The 18044-nt window shown below is 67.7% G+C and carries 14 protein-coding genes; 8 read left to right on the plus strand and 6 right to left on the minus strand.

Going from position 1 to position 18044, the window contains the following annotated elements:
• Window positions 1–53 precede the first annotated feature (53 nt).
• A complete protein-coding gene (locus tag ABDZ95_RS12210; RefSeq protein ID WP_343794114.1) occupies window positions 54–1841 on the plus strand; it encodes an autotransporter assembly complex protein TamA in 1788 nt (595 codons plus the stop codon).
• A complete protein-coding gene (locus ABDZ95_RS12215) occupies window positions 1838–6052 on the plus strand; it encodes a translocation/assembly module TamB domain-containing protein (protein ID WP_343794116.1) in 4215 nt (1404 codons plus the stop codon). Before ABDZ95_RS12210 ends, ABDZ95_RS12215 begins: the two co-directional genes overlap by 4 nt.
• Before the next feature lie 6 nt (window positions 6053–6058).
• On the opposite strand, the gene ABDZ95_RS12220 is transcribed toward ABDZ95_RS12215, so the two are convergent.
• On the minus strand, window positions 6059–6595 hold the full coding sequence (locus ABDZ95_RS12220; protein ID WP_343794118.1) for a hypothetical protein: 537 nt from the start codon (window positions 6593–6595) through the stop codon (window positions 6059–6061).
• Window positions 6596–6703: 108 nt separating this feature from the next.
• Here ABDZ95_RS12220 and ABDZ95_RS12225 point away from each other — a divergent pair, with 108 nt between their 5' ends.
• Genes ABDZ95_RS12225 through ABDZ95_RS12245 form a run of 5 tightly spaced genes read left to right on the plus strand, consistent with a single transcriptional unit; the run spans window position 6704 to window position 13024 of the window.
• Window positions 6704–7954 carry a hydrolase gene (locus tag ABDZ95_RS12225; RefSeq protein ID WP_343794120.1) on the plus strand — a complete coding sequence of 417 codons (1251 nt, stop codon included), beginning with the start codon at window positions 6704–6706 and terminating at the stop codon, window positions 7952–7954.
• Window positions 7955–7958: 4 nt separating this feature from the next.
• A complete protein-coding gene (locus ABDZ95_RS12230) occupies window positions 7959–8966 on the plus strand; it encodes an arginine N-succinyltransferase (protein WP_343794122.1) in 1008 nt (335 codons plus the stop codon).
• An 8-nt stretch (window positions 8967–8974) separates the two neighbouring features.
• The gene (gene astD / locus ABDZ95_RS12235; RefSeq protein WP_343794124.1) at window positions 8975–10393 is read left to right on the plus strand and encodes a succinylglutamate-semialdehyde dehydrogenase; all 1419 of its coding nucleotides are present in this window, start codon (window positions 8975–8977) and stop codon (window positions 10391–10393) included.
• A complete protein-coding gene (gene astB / locus ABDZ95_RS12240; protein ID WP_343794126.1) occupies window positions 10390–11727 on the plus strand; it encodes an N-succinylarginine dihydrolase in 1338 nt (445 codons plus the stop codon). Before astD ends, astB begins: the two co-directional genes overlap by 4 nt.
• A gap of 4 nt (window positions 11728–11731) precedes the next feature.
• The gene (locus ABDZ95_RS12245; protein WP_343794128.1) at window positions 11732–13024 is read left to right on the plus strand and encodes an MFS transporter; all 1293 of its coding nucleotides are present in this window, start codon (window positions 11732–11734) and stop codon (window positions 13022–13024) included.
• Between the two features lie 210 nt (window positions 13025–13234).
• On the opposite strand, the gene phhA is transcribed toward ABDZ95_RS12245, so the two are convergent.
• Together phhA and hspQ are read right to left on the minus strand one after the other, a co-directional pair.
• Window positions 13235–14110, minus strand: coding sequence for a phenylalanine 4-monooxygenase (gene phhA, locus ABDZ95_RS12250; RefSeq protein WP_343794130.1), 876 nt, complete (start codon window positions 14108–14110; stop codon window positions 13235–13237).
• Window positions 14111–14183: 73 nt separating this feature from the next.
• Window positions 14184–14495 (minus strand): heat shock protein HspQ, encoded by a 312-nt coding sequence (gene hspQ / locus ABDZ95_RS12255; protein ID WP_343794132.1) that lies wholly within the window; start codon window positions 14493–14495, stop codon window positions 14184–14186.
• 146 nt (window positions 14496–14641) lie between these two features.
• Here hspQ and ABDZ95_RS12260 point away from each other — a divergent pair, with 146 nt between their 5' ends.
• The gene (locus ABDZ95_RS12260; RefSeq protein ID WP_343794301.1) at window positions 14642–15787 is read left to right on the plus strand and encodes a Ppx/GppA phosphatase family protein; all 1146 of its coding nucleotides are present in this window, start codon (window positions 14642–14644) and stop codon (window positions 15785–15787) included.
• On the opposite strand, the gene ABDZ95_RS12265 is transcribed toward ABDZ95_RS12260, so the two are convergent.
• The 3 genes from ABDZ95_RS12265 to coaD are packed head-to-tail and all read right to left on the minus strand — an operon-like array spanning window position 15769 to window position 18020.
• Entirely contained in the window at window positions 15769–16659 is an 891-nt protein-coding gene (locus tag ABDZ95_RS12265) for a peptidylprolyl isomerase (RefSeq protein WP_343794134.1), read from the minus strand. The two genes, ABDZ95_RS12260 and ABDZ95_RS12265, sit on opposite strands and share 19 nt — an antisense overlap.
• A 25-nt stretch (window positions 16660–16684) precedes the next feature.
• A complete protein-coding gene (locus ABDZ95_RS12270; RefSeq protein WP_343794136.1) occupies window positions 16685–17536 on the minus strand; it encodes a peptidylprolyl isomerase in 852 nt (283 codons plus the stop codon).
• A gap of 1 nt (window position 17537) precedes the next feature.
• On the minus strand, window positions 17538–18020 hold the full coding sequence (gene coaD / locus ABDZ95_RS12275) for a pantetheine-phosphate adenylyltransferase (protein WP_343794138.1): 483 nt from the start codon (window positions 18018–18020) through the stop codon (window positions 17538–17540).
• Window positions 18021–18044 lie beyond the last annotated feature (24 nt).

Here is an 18044-nt window from a genome sequence, read left to right on the forward strand (position 1 = left end):
CGGTCTGACCGCAAGACGTTCCGCCCTCCCCGGGCCAAGACCAAGGTTTGAGTTTGACCCTACGGCCCGCCCTGTTCCTGTTCAGCGTCGCATCCATCGCGATCGCTGCGCCGGCGGCGGCTGATCCTCGCGCCCAGATCCGGGGCGACATGGATGGCGAACTGAGAGCGCAACTGGTCAGGGCCGTCGGCGAGGTCGATGGTCCTCCGGGCAATCGGTTCGAAGCGCGTCGGCGCGCACGCGGGGCCATGGAGGCCGCGGAAGCGCTCCTGCGGTCAGAGGGCTACTATCAGCCCGTGCTGGAAGACATCGTCGAGGGCGATGACACGCCGGTCGCGATCGTCAGCGTCACCCCCGGCCCGCGCTTCAATCTGGTCGAACCGGTCCTGCAATGGTCGGCTCCCGCTCCCGATGGCGAGGCCGCTACGGCCGCACGTAGCGGACTGGGGCTTCGCGCCGGCCAGCCCGGCCGCGCGGTCGAGGTCATCGCGGCCGAAGGTCGTGTCGTCGCCGGTCTGGTTCGCCGGGGCTACGCGGACGCCCGCGCCGAGCCCCGACGGGTCGTCGTGGATCACAGCACGCTGACCGTCGCTCCGACCTACAACATCGCGTCGGGCGAACTTGTCAGGCTTGACGGGATCAACCTCGAGACACGCGGGCCGACCAATCCCGATTGGGTCGCAGGTCTGGCGCCATGGTCCGAGGGCGACACGTACGACCCGGAACAGGTCGCCGAGCTTGAGCGCCGTCTGCTGGAGACAGGCGTCTACGACGGCGTAGGCGTCGGCCTTGCGCCGGCGGCGCAGGCGCGGCCGGATGGACTGCGGCCGGTCGTCGTCAGCCTGACGGATCGCCCGCGTCGTATCCTGGAGGCGGGGGCGACCTTCTCGACCGCGGATGGCTCGGGTGTCGATCTGATCTGGACCTGGCACAACCGGTTCGGCCGCGCGGACACCCTCGTCTGGGAAGCGCGCGCCGCGGATGTCGACAGTCGCTTGGGCGCCAGCCTCAGCCTGCCGCACTGGCGCCGCCCGGGGCAGACGTTGCGACTTTCCGGCGGCCTGATCCACGAGGATACGGACGCCTACCGGCGCACGGCGATCGCCGCTGCGGCCGATCTTCAGCAGCGCCTCGGCAAGACGTCGTGGTTCAGCTACGGCATCGGTCTGGACGCCGGTCAGTACAACGAGAACCGTTTCAACGCCGTCCTCGGCCTGCCCGAGAAGTTCGACCGCGATCTGGTGATCCTGACCGGCCGGGGCAGCGCCTATCTGGACTACTCCAACGACCCACTCGACCCCACCCAAGGCTGGCGGGTGACCCTGAACGGACAGCCGACCGCCGTGGCCGGCGAAGACACGATCCTCTTCCTCCGCGCCGAAGCGCAGGGCACGGCCTACCTACCTCTCGACGACGAAGCGAAGACCGTTCTGGCCGGGCGGTTGCGCGTGGGCTCGATCATTGGCGGAACCGAGCTTACGGTCCCGTCGGATCGCCTGTTCTATTCGGGCGGCGGCGGCTCGGTTCGAGGTTATGAGTATCAGGGCGTCGGCCCTCGCCTACCCGACGGCACGCCGCGCGGCGGCTTGAGCCTTTTCGAGACCTCTTTCGAGGTCCGCCGCGCCGTCTGGCGCAATCTACAGGCTGTCGCCTTCGTCGACGCTGGCGCTATCGGCTTTCAGGAGAATCCGAACTTCAACAATCTGCGCTACGGCGCTGGCTTCGGCGTTCGCTACAAACTGCCCTTCGGTCCGATCCGCGCCGATATTGCCTTCCCGCTGGATCGCCGTGACGGCGACTCCGACTTCCAGATCTACGTCAGTATCGGACAGGCGTTTTGACCGATACGCCTGAGACGCCCGACACGCCTGCGCAAACGGAAAAGCGCAAGCGCACACGCCTGCAGGCTCTCGCCTTCTTCGGCGGGATGGCCTTGGCGATCCTCGCCGCTTTAGTGCTGATCGTCGCCGTGGGCGGTCGGATGTACCTCGTCTCCGGCCCCGGCAGGGAGCTGATCACCAGTTTCGTCGCTGGCAAGAAGATCGGCCGGTACGGGCGGATCAACGTCGAGGGCGTGAAGGGCGACATCTTCGACGACTTCACCATCGACCGCGTCACGGTCACGGATGGCGAAGGCGTTTGGCTTGAGGTCCGAAACGTCCATGTCGACTGGAGCTGGTGGGCGCTGATCGGGCGTCGTTTCCACGCCAGCGAGATCGAGGCTGATGTTGTACGGGTGATCCGTCGCCCGCTGGTCGAACCCTCGACCGAGCCACCCGGACCGCAGGCCTTGTCGATCGACATCGACCGCTTCGCCGCCAACGTCGAACTGCTGGAGGGCTTCAGCCAGGAGTACGGGCGCTGGAACCTGTCGGGCGAGGCCAATGTCCCCCGCCGCGGGAACAAGCAGTTCATCGTCAACGCAGCCAGCAACAGCCGGCCCGGCGACTACCTGCGGATCAACGCCACGCTCGGAAACGATCTTGCGGATACCCGGCTGAACCTGCGCGCCAATGAAGCGCAGGGCGGGCCGATCGCCGGTGCGCTGGGCTATTCGCCCAACCAGCCCTTCATGGCCTCCGCCATCGTCAACGGCGAGGTGATCGACGCCGTGGTTCGCACGGGCCAGTTCACGCCGCTGACGATCAAGGGCCGCTACGGCGATCACCAGACCCGGATCTCGGGCTATTTCGACTTCTCGGGCTCTGACCTGCTGGCGCCCTTCGCCGAGCGCATCGGCCAGACCGCGCGCTTCGGCTTCGCCACATCTCCCGACACCGACGGCGACGGCCAACAGGGCGTGGCATGGCGGTTGATGGCCGAGAACCTGAACTCCAGCGCCAGCGGCCAGATCAATCTCAAGGACCGCACAAGCCCTGACGGCATCCAGCTGGATGTCTCGACCCCCTCGCTGGGCCGGTTCGTCGGCAGCAACCTCGCCGGTCCCGCGGCCTACAAGGGCCTGTTCAAGGGCGATGCGCAGAACTGGACGCTGCAGGGCTCGATCGATCTGCTGCGCGTTGATGCGTCCAGCTATCGCGCCCAGCGCGTCAACGGCCCGCTGAATGTCGCGGTGCAGAACGGCCGCATGGATCTGGACGGCGACATTCGCGCGACCGGCGGATCCAGCGCCGGTATCGTCGGCGGACTGCTCGGCGCCACGCCGCGCATTCGGTTCGAGGCCGCGCGGCAAGTCGACGGCGCCATTCTGCTGGAGCGTCTCGAAGCAACGGGTCAGGCGCTGACTCTGAGCGGCTCAGGCGGCCGAAACCTCGCCGGCGGCCTTGGTTTCCGCGGTCAGGCCCAGATCACTGACGCCTCCAGGATTCATGCCGATGCGCGCGGCGCCTTCGGGGGCCCCATCGCCGCATCGATGGCGCGTACCGGCGCGCCTTGGCGGCTCACCTTCGATGGTCGCGGACGCAACTTGATCACCGGCCAAGAGGAGGCGGACCGTCTGCTGGGCCGTACACCCCGCCTGCAACTGACCGGCTCGCTCAACGGCGGCCGGATCGAGGTCGAACAGGCTCAGCTGACCGGCGCACAGGGCAATGCCGGGGCGCGCGGCCTGATCGAGGGTGACGGTCGTCTCAGACTGGCGTTGAACTGGAACGCCAACGGCCCGTTCGGGGTCGGCCCCGTGGCTATCGACGGCGCGATGAGCGGCAACGGCGCCCTGACCGGCACCTTGGCCCAGCCGCGCGCCGACCTGCGGGCAGCCTTCGCAAACGTCAGCGCCGGCGCGCTCAAGCTGAACGCCGTCGACCTGATCCTTAGCTTCCGCAAGGGTGCGGACGCCTCCGATGGCCGGATCGCGATCACCGCAGGCTCGAACTACGGTCCGGCGCGCGCCAGCGGCAACTTCTTCCTTGGCGGCCAGCGCATCCGCCTGACCGAGGTTGACCTCGATGCCGGCGGCGTAACCGCCCGAGGCGCCGTCGCTCTGTCCAACAACTTCCCGTCCAGCGCGGATCTGACGTTCACCGCCAGGCCGGGCGCCTTCCTCGCTTCCGGAACCGCCGACGGCCGCGTGCGCCTGACCGAGGGCGCCGGCAATGAGACAGCCATCCTTGATGTCAGCGGCGAGAATGTCCGGCTCGCCGGCTCGACCTGGGTGATCCGCGACCTGGAGCTGAATGGCCGCGGCACGCTGGATCGCCTGCCCTTCACCGTGACCGCCGATGTCGGTGGCGGCACTCCGGTCGCCTTTACCGGCGGTGGCGTCTATTCGCGGGATGGAGCCGCCCAGTCCGTGACGCTCGAAGGCTCTGGCCGTGTCCGCGAAGTCGCCTTTACCACCCGCAGTCCGGCAGTTGTGGCCCTGTCCGGTGATGGCCGGGTGGCGCGAGTCGATCTGGGCGTCGGCGGCGGCGTGCTGACCGGCGAACTGCGGCAGGATTCCCGCGCCGCCATCATCGAGGCCAATCTCAGCAGCGTGGACCTGCAGTCCCTGGCTCCCGACCTGCGCGGGCGGGTAACCGGACGACTGTCGCTGCGCGGGGCGGGCGATGACCTGTCCGGCTCCGCCAATGTCACGATGGAGGACCTGCGCAGCATCGACGCGCCTCGCGGCCTGGCCGTCGATGGCACTCTGAACGCGGTCCTCGTCGACAACACCCTGCGCATCCAGGCCGCCGCACACGATGAAAACGCCGTGCAGGCCTCGGCTGACCTGACCTTGCCGGTCGAGGCCTCGGCCGCGCCGCTGCGGCTCGCCATCGCACGCACTCGCGCCATGAACGGCGACGTGACGATCCAGGGCCAGATCCAGCCGATCTGGGACCTGCTGCTAGGCGGCGAGCGCTCGTTGTCAGGTCAGGTGAATGCCCGCGCCAGCCTCGCTGGCACCCTGAACGAGCCGCGCATCAATGGCCGGCTGGACCTGCAACAAGGCGCCTTCCGGGACAACGCGACGGGCCTGCGGCTGGGCGCGCTGACCCTGAACAGCCGTTTCGACGACACCACTGCCCTGATCGAGACCTTTAGCGCCAACGACGGCGCGGGCGGCACAGTCACTGGCGACGGCCGCATCGGTCTGCGTCAGGGTTCGGGCTCCAGCTTCCAGCTGGCGCTGCAGCGCTTCCGCATCATCGACAACGACATCGCCGAAGCCCGTGCCTCCGGCCCGCTGACGGTCGTCCGCGGCGAGGACGGCAATATCCAACTGGCCGGTCAGATCACCATCGACGAGGCGCGGATCGAGGCCAACCCTCCGGGCTCGACCGGCATCGTCCGCATGGATGTGGTGGAGATCAACCGCCCGGGCGGCGACATTCCCGAGGATCAGCAAAACCGCAGCCGCGGCCCGCAGATCGGCATGGACATCACCATCCGCTCTCCCGGCGGCGACGTCATGGTCGTCGGCCGCGGCCTGAACGTCGAGATGGGCGTCAACGCCCGCGTCACGGGCACGATCAGCCGCCCGATCCTGACCGGCACGGCACGGGTGGTGCGCGGCGACTACGACTTCGCCGGCAAGCGCTTCGTGTTCGACGACACGGGCACGGTCGCCCTGTCGACCAATCCGGAGCAGATCCGCCTGAACCTGTCGGCGACGCGCGACGACCCGGCCCTGACGGCGACGATCCGCGTGACCGGCACGGCCGCGCGTCCGGAGATCGCCCTGACCTCGACCCCGGCCCTGCCGCAGGATGAAATTCTGTCGCAGGTGCTGTTCGGACGCTCGGCATCCCAGCTCTCGGCCTTCGAAGCCGCGCAGCTGGCGGCCGGCGTCGCGGCTCTGGCCGGCGGCGGTGGGTTCGATGTGATCGGGAACTTGCGCGAACTCGCCGGTCTGGACCGTCTGTCCTTCGGCGGCGAGGCGTCCAGCCTGACCGTCGCGGGCGGTCGCTACATCAGCGACAACGTCTATCTTGAAGTGATCGGCGGCGGCGAGAACGGCGCGGCGGTGAACGTCGAGTGGCAGGTGCGCCGCAACCTGACGGTCAGCTCGAAGTTCGGGGGACAGGGCGACGCCAGCCTGTCGATCCGCTGGCGCCGCCAATCCCGTCAGCCGGGTACCGGTCGCGAGGACCGGCGCCCGAACCGGTAGCGCGGCTCAGTAATCCTGAGCGGCGGCCATACGGATCTTGTCGAGCTTGTTGGCTCCGCGGATGCCCGCGATGTGCATCACCAGTTGAACCGCCAGAATGACGAAGCCGATGACGGTTTGCCACATCGGGGTCTGCGCGGCCGCGGCGGCCATCTCGGGCTGTCCGGCCATAACGAGTCCGAAGACGCCCGTCACCAGACCGAAGGCCACGAGGATCACGAAGATGATCGGGATTACGATGTTGGGCTTCGCCCATTGAACGAAGCCGATGATGAGTTGAACGACCGTCAGTCCGATCCCCATCCAAAGGGCAGCCTGGGTGACGACGTTCGCCATCCCGGGCATTTCAGGCGTATCCGCCGCTGCCTGCGCCGCGGCTGCTTCCAGCGCGCCCGATCCGGCGGTCATCATATAGACCAGCCCGACAATCCCCCACACGGCGCCCAGAAAAATCGCGATCGCGCTGGCCCGGGCTGCGGCGATGGCATCCGCTTCTGTGGTGATCGGCGTGGCGGGATTGGACGCTTTGATCCAGTCAGTCATGTCTAACGCTCCTTCCAAGAGAGGATGCGAGCCTAGTCGTTGAATGCGACGAGTCGATACCCGCCCTCGCCTTCACCTTTGCCGCGGGCAGGTCTAGGGTCCCGGCGCATGCGGATTCTGCCCTCCGATCAGGCTGTCCTCGACCACGTCGCGGCGCGCCAGGACCACATCATCGGCCGCGCGGTCGAGTGGTCGAACATGAACTCGGGGAGCCGTCACGCGGCCGGCCTCGAGGCCGTGCTCGCCCTGCTGGAAGCCGAAGCGTCGAAACTGCCGGCGTCAGTGGAGCGGATCGCCACGGCAGGCTCCACGACCATCGGCGACGATGGTGCGGTAAAGGCCGAGGCCCACGCCGATGCCCTGAAGATCACCTGCCGTCCTGACGCGCCGCTACAGGTCGTCCTGACCGGCCATTACGACACCGTCTTTTCCGAGACCTCGCCATTCCAGACCTTGACCACCCGCGCGGACGGCGCGCTGAACGGTCCGGGCATCGCCGACATGAAGGGCGGCATCTCCGTGCTGATGGCGGCGCTGGAGGCGTTCGAGACGCACCCTGACCGCGAGCGTGTCGGCTGGACCGTCCTGCTGTCGCCCGATGAGGAGATCGGCTCGCCCGCTTCCGCCCCCTTGCTGGCCGAGCTCGGCGCTCGCGGCCATGTCGGCATGACCTATGAGCCAGCGCTGGCGGACGGCACCCTGGCCGGCGAACGCAAGGGCAGCGGCAACTACCATCTGATCGTCACCGGCAAGGCGGCCCACGCCGGGCGGGCCTTCCATGAAGGCGCCAACGCCGTCGCCGGCGCCGCCATCATCGCCGCGCGGCTGCACGCCCTGAACGGCCAGCGTGAAGGCGTGACCGTCAATGTTGCGAAGATCTCGGGCGGCGGCGCGCTGAACGTCGTCGCCGATAATGCCGTCGTTCGGTTCAACGTCCGCGTCCCGGACGCGCAGGCTTCAGCCTGGGTTTCGGAAACTGTGCGCAGAATCGCCACGGAGCCGCCCTTCCCCGGCCTGACGCTGGACCTGCATGGCGGCATGACCCGTGCGCCGAAGCCGATGGACTCCAGCCAGACCGCGCTTTTCAACGCCGTCCGCGACGCCGGCGCCCTGCTGGGCCAGACGATTGCCTGGAAGCCATCGGGCGGCGTCTGCGAGGGCAACAACCTGCACGCCGCCGGTCTGCCCAACATCGACACCCTCGGTGTCCTCGGCGGCGACATCCATTCGGATCAGGAGTTCGCCTGGCCCGACAGCTTCGTCGAACGCGCGCAGTTGTCGGCCCTGATCCTGTGCAAGATCGCGTCGGGCGAGATCGACGCCCTCAAACTGAAGTCCCTGCGTCTGGAGACGATGTAACCCCATGCTCGTCGTCCGACCTGCCGGCCCCGCCGACCTCGATCACCTTCTCGAACTGGCCATCCTGTCGGGGCCGGGCTTCACCAGCCTGCCTGAAGACCCGGACCAGCTGACCGAACGCCTGGACCTGAGCCGCGACAGCTTCGCCGGGAAGATGGAGCCGCACGAGCGCTGGTACACGGTGATGCTCGAGGAGTCCGAGACCGGCGACGTCGACGGCATAGGTTCGGTGAAGGCCTCCGTCGGCCTGAAGCGCCCCTTCTTCAGCTTCCGGGTCGTGAGCAATGCCCAGTCCTCGCCCTCGCTCGGCATCAAGCTGGAGCAGAAGACGCTCGTGCTGGTGAACGAGTGCACCGGCTGGACCGAGGTGGGTTCGCTGTTCCTCAAGGCTGACCGCCGCAAGGGCGGCGCGGGCCGCCTGCTCAGCCAGTCGCGCTACATGCTGATCGGCGCCGAGCCGGAGCTGTTCAACGAGAACGTCCTGGCGGAGCTGCGCGGCGTCTTCACCCCCGACGGCGCCTGCCCCTTCTGGGACCATGTGGCGCACAAATTCTTCCCGATGGAGTTCGACGAGGCCGACCGTCTGACCGGCGCGACGGACAAGCAGTTCATCCTCGACCTCGCCCCGCGTCATCCGATCTATGTCGAACTTCTGCCCGAGCCCGCGCGCGCGGTGATCGGCAAGGTGCATCCGCAGGGCGTCCCGGCCATGGCCCTGCTGGAGAGCGAGGGCTTCCGGCCCAACGGCCTGATCGACATCTTCGACGCCGGCCCCACCGTTTCCTGCGGCCGGGACAACATCCGCACCGTGCGCGACGCCCGCGCCCTGACCGTGGCCATCGCCGACGAGGTCGAGGCTGAATTGCCTGCCCTGATCTCGACCGACAGCGTCGCCGCCTTCCGCGCGGTGCGCCAGCGCACCCATATCGAGGGCGATACCGCCACCCTGACGCGCGAGACCGCCGATGCTCTCAAGGTGAAGGCCGGCGACATCGTGCGCGTGAAGACCTGAGTGATCCCATGACCGTGTTCCAGTCCATCGATCCCGCCACCGCCGAAACCGTCTGGGAAGGCCCCGCCGCCTCCGCCGCCGAGGTCCAGACCGCTGCCGACCGCGCCCGCGCCGCCTTCGCCGACTGGGCCGACCGCCCACGTCAGGACCGGATCGACGCCGTGAAACGTTATCAGGCCGTGCTCAAGGACCGCGCGCCGCAGATCGCAGAAGCCATCAGCCGCGAAACCGGCAAGGCGCTGTGGGAGACGCAGACCGAGCTTCAGGCCATGCAGGGCAAGGTCGACATCTCGATCCGCGCCTATGACGAACGCACCGGCGAGCGTGAGACCGCCACCGGCTTCGGCCGCGCCATCCTGCGCCACCGTCCGCACGGCGTCGCCGCCGTGCTGGGACCGTTCAACTTCCCGGGCCACCTGCCCAACGGTCACATCGTTCCGGCCCTGCTGGCGGGCGATACGGTCGTCTTCAAGCCGTCGGAAGAGACGCCCCTGACCGGCCAGCTGATGGCCGAAGCCTTCGCCGAAGCCGACCTGCCAGAGGGCGTGGTCAATGTGGTGCAGGGCGGACGCGAGACCGGCGCAGCCCTGCTGGACAGCGGCATCGACGCCCTGATGTTCACCGGCTCGGGCGCGGCCGGCGCGCACTTCCGCCGCAAGTTTGCGGACGATCCGCACGTCATCCTCGCGCTCGAGCTGGGCGGAAACAATCCACTGGTCGTCTGGGACGCCGCCGACGCCGAAGCCGTTGCGGGTATCGCGGTCCAGTCCGCCTTCGTCACCACCGGCCAGCGCTGCTCCTGCGCGCGTCGTCTGGTCCTGCCGGAAGGCCCGCAGGGCGACGCCATCGTCGAGGCCATCGCCGCGCTCAGCGACCGTCTGGTCTTCGCGCCCTGGAACAGCGCGACCGAGCCCTACGCCGGCCCGCTGATCTCCGAGAAGGCCGCCGCCGCTGCGCTGGCCGCCCTTCAGGAGCGCATTGACGCGGGCGCAAAGGTCATCCGCGCCTCAGGCCCGGTCGGCAACCTACCGGGCGCCTTCGTGAAGCCCGCCATCATCGACGTCACCGGCGTGGAGGTGCCCGACGAGGAGATGTTTGCGCCCTTCCTGTCGGTCATCCGCGTTCCGACCTTCGAGGCCGCCCTCGCCGCCGCGAACGACACCCGCTACGGCCTCAGCGCCGGTCTGGTGTCGGACGATCCGGCCAACTGGAAGCGGTTCATCCGCCGCATCCGCGCGGGCGTGGTCAACTTCAATCGTCCGACCACCGGCGCTGCCGGCGACATGCCGTTCGGCGGCCTCGGCGCGAGCGGCAACCACCGCCCCAGCGCCTACTACGCCGCCGACTACTGCGCCTATCCGGTCGCCAGTTTCGAGGCCGAAGCAGTCAAGAACGTCGAAGGCGAAATCAAGGGGTTGAGCGCGTGACCTCGAAGGCCGTCGAAGCCAATGCCGACGGCCTGATCGGGCCGACCCACTCCTATGCCGGGCTGAGCCCCGGCAACCTCGCATCCAGCCTGAACGAGGGGCAGGCCTCCAACCCGCGCGCCGCCGTGCTGCAGGGCCTCGACAAGATGAAGCGGCTCGCCGACCTCGGCCTGCCGCAGTTCGTCCTGCCACCTCACGAGCGGCCGAACATCAGCTTCCTGCGTGCGCTGGGCTTCGGCGGATCGGATAAGCAGGTGCTGGAAGCGGCGTGGAAGCGTTCGCCGTCCTTCGCCGCCGCCGCCTGTTCCGCCTCGCCCATGTGGGCCGCCAACGCCGCGACGGTGACGCCGTCCGCCGACAGCGCGGATGGCCGCGTTCACTTCACCCCGGCGAACCTCGTCACCAACCTGCATCGCTCGCTGGAGCATCAGCAGACGAAGCGGTCGCTGGACGCCCTCTTCCCCGATCCGGAACGGTTCGCCGTTCATGACGCCCTGCCCTCCGTCGCTCATCTGGCTGACGAGGGCGCGGCGAACCACGTCCGCCTGTGCGCCGAGCACGGTGCCCCGGGCGTCAACCTGCTGGTCTGGGGCCGCGAGGCCTGGGAGCACTGGTCAGGCCCCTACCCCGCCCGCCAGACGCGCGAGGCCTCCGAAGCTCTGGCCCGTCGTCACGGGGCATCCGGCGTTGTTCTCGCCCGCCAGTCCCGCGCCGCCATCGCCGGCGGCACCTTCCATAACGACGTGGTCTGTGTCGGCGCGCTGGAGACCCTGTTCCATCACGAACTGGCCTTCGAGGACACCTCCGCCACCCATGCAGCGATCCGCGCGGCGGCCAGCGGCTTCGAGCCCATCTTCGTCGAAGTCTCCGCCGCCGACCTGCCGCTGGAAGACGCCATCACCAGCTATCTGTTCAACTCCATGCTGATGCAGATCCCGGGTGAGGACCGCCTGACCCTGATCTGCCCGACCGAGACCCGCGACAACGCCCGCGCCCATGCGGCGGCCGAGAGCGTGGCCGGCTCCAACGGCCCCATCGGCCGGGTCGAGTACGTCGACGTTCGCCAGTCCATGCGCAATGGCGGCGGGCCCGCCTGCCTGCGTCTGCGCGTCGTGCTGAACGAAGCCGAACTGGCGGCGACTAATCCCGGCATGCGCCTGACCGAGGAACTGCATGGCGCGCTCAGCGTCTGGGGTGCGACCTGGTATCGGGACACGCTGTCTCCCGCCGATCTCGCCGACCCCGCCCTGCTGGACGAGAGCCGCGGCGCGCTGGACGAGCTGACGTCGATCCTGGGCCTCGGCTCGGGCTTCTACCCGTTCCAGAGGAACTGATCCCATGACCACCGAGGCCATGTCGCCCGCCCGTCGCCTGCGCAACATCATCGGCGGCTCGGCCGGCAATCTGGTCGAGTGGTTCGACTGGTACGCCTACGCGGCCTTCACCCTCTATTTCGCCCCGGTCTTCTTTCCGAAAGGCGACTCCACGGCGCAGTTGCTGTCGAGCGCGGCCATCTTCGCCGTCGGCTTCCTGATGCGGCCGGTGGGAGCGTGGATCATGGGCGTCTATGCCGATCGCAGGGGGCGCAAGGCGGGGTTGACCCTGTCGGTGACCCTGATGTGCACCGGCAGCCTGATCATCGCCTGCACCCCCGGCTTCGAGACCATCGGCGTGTTCGCGCCCGCCCTCCTGCTCACCGCCCGCCTGCTGCAGGGTCTGAGCGTCGGTGGCGAGTACGGCTCGTCGGCGACGTATCTGTCCGAGATGGCCACGGCGAAGCATCGCGGCTTCTGGTCCAGCTTCCAGTACGTGACCCTGATCTCCGGCCAGCTTCTGGCCCTGCTGCTGCTGATCGTGCTGCAGAACACCCTGAGCGAGGCCGATCTGGCCTCATGGGGCTGGCGCATTCCGTTCTTCGTCGGCGCGGCGCTGGCGGTGATCGTGTTCTGGCTGCGCCGTCGTCTGGACGAGACCCGCGCCTTCGTGGCCAGCGACACGGAGAAGGCTCCGCGCTCAAGCGCTCTGCTGCTGATCCTGAAGCATCCGAAGGAGGCCCTGCTGGTCATGGGCCTGACCGCCGGCGGCACGCTCGCCTTCTACACCTACACGACTTACCTGCAGAAATTCCTCGTCAACACGACCGGCTTCACCAAGGACATCGCCACCGAAGTCAGCGCCGCGGCCCTGTTCGTCTTCATGTGCCTGCAGCCCGCAGTGGGCGCCTTGTCCGACCGGATCGGACGCAAGCCGGTTATGGTGACGTTCGGCGTTCTGGGCGTGCTGTGCACCGTGCCGATCATGTCGACGCTGGCGACGGTCCAGAGCCCCTTCGTCGCCTTCCTGCTGGCCTTGGCCGCCCTTGTGATCGTCAGCGGCTATACGGCCATCAACGCCGTGGTGAAGGCCGAGCTGTTCCCGGCTCATATCCGCGCGCTGGGCGTGGCCCTGCCCTACGCCATCGCCAATGCGATGTTCGGCGGGACAGCCGAGTACGTGGCCCTGTGGTTCAAGGACGTCGGCCTGGAGCCGGTCTACTTCTGGTACGTCACCGGCATGATCGGGGTGTCGTTGCTGGTGTACCTGTTCATGCGCGACACCAAGCACAAGAGCCTGATCAGCCACGAGGACTAAGGGGTGGCGTCGCCCTCGTTGGTTCATCACCACGGGCACAACGAGTTCACAACGGGCACGACGATATCGAGCCCGAGTGATCGCGCAGCGATCCATGCATCCAGCTGAAAGCCGGCTTCGCCGGATGAAGTGGCGAGATCCGGTCGTGTACGCTGTGCATTCGTTGTGTCCGCTGTGATGAACCGCAGTCCTCACCGACACCCACAGGCCTCAGGCCGCGAAGCGTCCGCCCTTGGCGGCATAGGCCTGTGTGCCTTCGGTGAAGACTTCGTCCGTCGGCAGGATGGCCTCGATCGGAATGGCGTCCGCGCCCTTCAGCCGGTCGTAGATCGGACCGAAGTCCTTCAGCGTCTCGCGCTTCAGCTGCTCGATGCTGTCGATAACGAAATAGACCTGCTGGAAGTCGTCGATCCGGTAGAGGGTCTTCATGACCCGCTCCAGATCGAAGCCGATCCGGTTGGGCGACGGATCCTCTATGGCGAACACGCTCTCGGTCGCCGACGAGACGATGCCCGCGCCATAGATGCGCAGGCCGTCGGTGTCCTGCATCAGGCCGAATTCGACCGTGTACCAGTACAGGCGAGCCAGATTGGGCAGCATGCCCAGCGACGCCGCGCGCTGCCCCCCTTTGCCGTAGGCCTCCATGTAGGCGGCGAAGGCAGGGTTGGTCAGCATCGGCACGTGGCCGAAGACGTCGTGGAAGATGTCTGGCTCCTGCAGGTAATCCAGCTGGTCCGGCTTGCGGATGAACTGGCCCGAGGGGAAGCGGCGGTTGGCCAGATGGTCGAAGAACACCTCATCCGGCACCAACCCCGGCACGCAGACTACGGTCCAGCCCGTCAGCGCCTGCAGCTTGGGGTTCATCAGTGAGAAATCCGGGATGCCGCCGGTGTTCAGGTCCAGCGCATCGAGGCCCCTGAAGAAGACGTCTGCGGCCCGGCCGGGCAGGATCTTCATCTGACGGGCGTAGAGGGTGTCCCAGGTCCTGTGCTCGACCTCGGTATAGGCGCGCCAGTCCTGCGGGATCGTCCAGTCGGCGGCAGCGCCCTCGGGCGGCTTGTCGAAGACGTGTTCGAAGTCGGACATGATACGCTCTCCTCTGCGGGGCTCTGACGGCTCCGTCCGGGACAATCTAGAGCCCGCCGCCAGCGCGCGCCAGTCAGTGGATGGCCTGTCCCTGCGGCGCGTGGTGTCCCGACCGATCGACGGTGAACCAGCGCCGCTCAGCTTTTCCCGAGAGCGCAGCCAGTTCCGGATCGTGCTCCAGAGCTTCTTCGGCGGCGTAAGCGATGAAGCCGCCGTCCTCGCCAATCGCCAACACCTGGTAGAAGGGCTGGTCGGGCGAGATCGCGCCCGTGTCGCCGGGGCGACCGCCGAATACGGGATCGACGTCGATCACCACGCCGCGGAAGGCGGCGTCGCGATGGCGGACGATCTGTCCAAGGCCGAAACGGGCGAAATTGCGTGTCATGCATACAGGCTACTCAGCGCAGCCTGAGCCGGATCATACGGACCTGTTCATATTCGCGTCAGATACGCTTGGCGCGGACGAAGTCGCTGTTCTAGGTTGTCCAGGACGGGCGCCGCTTCGGACCGCCCACCTTGAAAGTTCGGCCCATGCCGGAGACCGACGGCCCGCGGGAACGCGGCCACCGGTCCCAGCCCCGACGTTTCGACGGCAGGCGCGCCCGCGGCGGCGCCCCCGAGGGACACAGGGCGATGGATTCAGAAGGCCGCCTCTATGGCGCCCTGGATCTGGGGACCAACAATTGTCGGCTACTGATCGCGAAACCGTCGCGCGACGGGTTTCGGGTGGTCGATTCCTTCAGCCGCATCGTCCGGCTGGGTGAGGGCCTGTCCCGCACGGGCCGCCTCGACAATGCCGCCATGGATCGCGCCTACGACGCCCTTATGGCCTGCTCCGAGCGGGTGGCGCGAAGAGGTGTGGACTCCGACCGTCTGATGGCCGTGGCCACACAGGCCTGCCGGCAGGCCGAAAACGGCGCCGAGTTCATCGAGCGGGTGCGGACCGGCACAGGCCTGAAGCTGCGCATCATCGATCCGGTCGAGGAAGCGAAACTGGCGGTCGAAGGCTGCGTGAACCTGTTCGATCCGGACGCCGAGGCGATCCTCGTCGTCGACGTGGGCGGCGGCTCAACCGAGTTGAGCTGGCTCCGTCGTGAGGGCGACCGTTTCGAGATGCAGTCCTGGATGTCAGCGCCGATCGGTGTCGTCACCCTCGCAGAACGCCACCCGGAACCGGCCGGCGCGCGGACGGGCGTACTCGAAAACTGGTACGAGACCATGGTGGCCGACATGGGCGCCGCTATCGCCGACAACCCGGCCGATCCGGATCTCCGGTCTCTGTTCGAGACTGGACGCGCGCACATGGTCGGCACTTCGGGCGCCATCACCAGCCTGGCGGGCATCCATCTGGGCCTTCGCCGTTATCAGCGAAACCTGGTGGACGGCCTCTGGATGACCCGGTCCGACTGCGAGGCCGCCGCAGATCGCTTGAAAGACATGGGTCACGCCGGACGCGCGGCCGAATCCTGCATCGGCCCCGACCGCGCCGATCTGGTGCTGGCTGGCGCCGCCATCATGGAGGCCGTGCAGCGCGCGTGGCCGTCAGAGCGCGTGCGCGTCGCCGATCGCGGCTTGCGCGAGGGCCTGCTGCTCCAGCGCATGCGCGAGGACCGCAAGCCGTCCCGCCGTCGTCGGCGTCGCGGCCGCGGCAAGGGCGCTCAGCCCCCGGTCACCTGAACCGGCAGAGCGACATCGCAAGCCGAGAAGTCGGCTCCGCGCAGAGCACGGGTTTCCTCAATGAGGGTCCGGAAGCGAGGCGAGTCCGGCGACAGGACCTGCACCGACGGACGCTCAGCTTCGGGGAGGTCAGAGGCGACCCGCACACGGATCATGCGATCCGGCTGGGCGGCCGCCATCATGCCATTGTCGCCATCGCCGACCTGCAACGAGCGGACCACGTCGAGGCCGACCACCGTCGCGCCCCAGATGGTGTAGCGCTTGTCCAGGGCCGGATAGGCCTGACGCATGATGAAGAACTGGCTGTTGGCGGTGTCATTGCCCTCGTCGCGCGCCATGCCGGCCACGCCCGGACAGTAGAGTCCCCAGCCATGAACCTTGTTGTCGGCCGTGGTCGCCATCACGGCGTCCGGCTGTGTCTGCACGGGCAAAGCGTTGTGGAAGCCCAGGCGCGCGCCGGTAGGTTCGGCCATGGGGGCGAATGCCGACTGCGGGCCGCGGCGATAGGTGAACTCCGCCTTCAGGTCCGGATAAGCGCTCTGCCCCTCGCCATTGCCCAGCGGGTCTCCCGTCTGTGCCATGAAGGCGTCGATCACCCGGTGCCAGACGATGCCGTCATAGAAGCCGTTGCGCGCCAGCAGACGGATGCGTTCGACGTGCAGCGGTGCGATCTCGGGCGTCAGCTCGACGATGATCCGCCCCTTGGTCGTGTCGATGACCAAAAGGTTCTCGGCCGGCACCGCGCGCCAGTCCTGAGGCACGATCGTCGTCGCCGGGGTCGGCGGCGGCGGCGGCGGCGGAGGCGGCGCCTCCTGTGCGATCGCGGTTCCGGCCGCCAGCGTGATGGCGGCGATGGCCAGCGTCAGTCTCATCCGTCCCCTCCCCTTGGTCGTTGCGTCAATTCACCAGTTCAGCCGGCGGCTGGATATCGCAAACATTGAACCGCGCGCCTCGCTCGGTTCGCTTCTGTTCGACCAGCACCCCGAACGCCGGGCTGGAGGCATTCATCACCCGGACAGCCGGCCGCTCGCCCGCGGGCATCGCTGCCGCAGTGCGGGTACGGGTCATCACATCGGGATTGGCGACCGTTCCGTTGTTCGCCTCGGAGCCGGCGTTGAGCGCCTCGACGACATCCAGGCCAATGAGGACCCGTCCGAACACCGTGTACTGACCATTCAGGTTTTCGCGCGCGCCGGTCATCAGGAAGAACTGGCTGTTGGCGCTATCGACGCTGGCTCCGTTCCGCGCCATCCCGGCGACACCCGGACAGAACCGTCCAACCGCCGTCGTCCTGAAGTCGGCGGTGATCATCATCTGCGCATCCGGCTGGGTCTGGACCGGGATCGAGCCGATCAGACCGTACTGGAGCGGTGAGCCCGGAATCACGGGATAGAAGCCATCCGCCCGACCGCGTCGGAACTCGAACTCGGCGCTCAGGTCCGGCAGATCGCTACCGCCGGCGCCCGTGCCTTCCGGGTCGCCGGTCTGCGCCATGAAGTTTGCGATCACGCGGTGAAACTTCAGTCCATCGTAGAAGCCCTGATCCGCGAGGGTGCGAACCCGGTTCACCGACTGCGGCGCGACGCGTGGGTCCAACTCGACGATGATGCGCCCCTTGGCCGTATCGATCACCAGCAGATTTTCAGGCGCGACGGTGCGCCAGTCGCTTTGCGCAGTCTGCGCCGAAGCAGCAGCCGGAGCCGCCAGAACCATCGCGGCCACCGCCGCCAGCAAAGCACTCGAACGCATTCTAACCCTTGACCTTTTTCATCACTGCAGCCTGTACGGCCGGGCTGACGAAGCTGCTGATGTCCCCGTCGAGACGGGCGATCTCCTTGACCAGCCGCGAGGCGATCGCCTGATGCCGCGGGTCGGCCATCAGGAAGACCGTCTCGATGTCGGCATTGAGGCGCTGGTTCATCGCCGTCATCTGGAACTCGTACTCGAAGTCAGCCACGGCGCGCAGGCCGCGCACGATGACCTTCGCTTCCAGTTCCTCGGCGAAATGCATCAGCAGACTTGAGAAGGCGCGCACCTCGACCTTCTCGCCAAACCGCGCGACCTCCGCACGGACCATTTCGACACGCTGGTCGGTCGTGAACAGCGGGCCCTTGTCGTCATTGCGCGCCACGCCGATGACCAGACGATCGACCAGCTTCACGGCCCGGCCAATGATGTCCAGATGCCCGTTTGTGATGGGGTCGAAAGTGCCCGGATAGAGCCCGATACTCATGGCTGTACGTCCCCCTGTTTGAGC

The organism is Brevundimonas kwangchunensis (genome assembly GCF_039523815.1).
Lineage (GTDB): Bacteria > Pseudomonadota > Alphaproteobacteria > Caulobacterales > Caulobacteraceae > Brevundimonas > Brevundimonas kwangchunensis.

Bases quoted from the DNA above. Each gene is read 5' to 3' on its own strand.
- ABDZ95_RS12220 (WP_343794118.1), bottom strand. From the start codon at position 6,595: ATGACTGACTGGATCAAAGCGTCCAATCCCGCCACGCCGATCACCACA.
- astD (WP_343794124.1), top strand. From the start codon at position 8,975: ATGACCGTGTTCCAGTCCATCGATCCCGCCACCGCCGAAACCGTCTGG.
- ABDZ95_RS12225 (WP_343794120.1), top strand. From the start codon at position 6,704: ATGCGGATTCTGCCCTCCGATCAGGCTGTCCTCGACCACGTCGCGGCG.
- ABDZ95_RS12270 (WP_343794136.1), bottom strand. From the start codon at position 17,536: ATGCGTTCGAGTGCTTTGCTGGCGGCGGTGGCCGCGATGGTTCTGGCG.
- ABDZ95_RS12265 (WP_343794134.1), bottom strand. From the start codon at position 16,659: ATGAGACTGACGCTGGCCATCGCCGCCATCACGCTGGCGGCCGGAACC.
- ABDZ95_RS12230 (WP_343794122.1), top strand. From the start codon at position 7,959: ATGCTCGTCGTCCGACCTGCCGGCCCCGCCGACCTCGATCACCTTCTC.
- ABDZ95_RS12245 (WP_343794128.1), top strand. From the start codon at position 11,732: ATGACCACCGAGGCCATGTCGCCCGCCCGTCGCCTGCGCAACATCATC.
- hspQ (WP_343794132.1), bottom strand. From the start codon at position 14,495: ATGACACGCAATTTCGCCCGTTTCGGCCTTGGACAGATCGTCCGCCAT.
- phhA (WP_343794130.1), bottom strand. From the start codon at position 14,110: ATGTCCGACTTCGAACACGTCTTCGACAAGCCGCCCGAGGGCGCTGCC.
- ABDZ95_RS12260 (WP_343794301.1), top strand. From the start codon at position 14,642: ATGCCGGAGACCGACGGCCCGCGGGAACGCGGCCACCGGTCCCAGCCC.
- coaD (WP_343794138.1), bottom strand. From the start codon at position 18,020: ATGAGTATCGGGCTCTATCCGGGCACTTTCGACCCCATCACAAACGGG.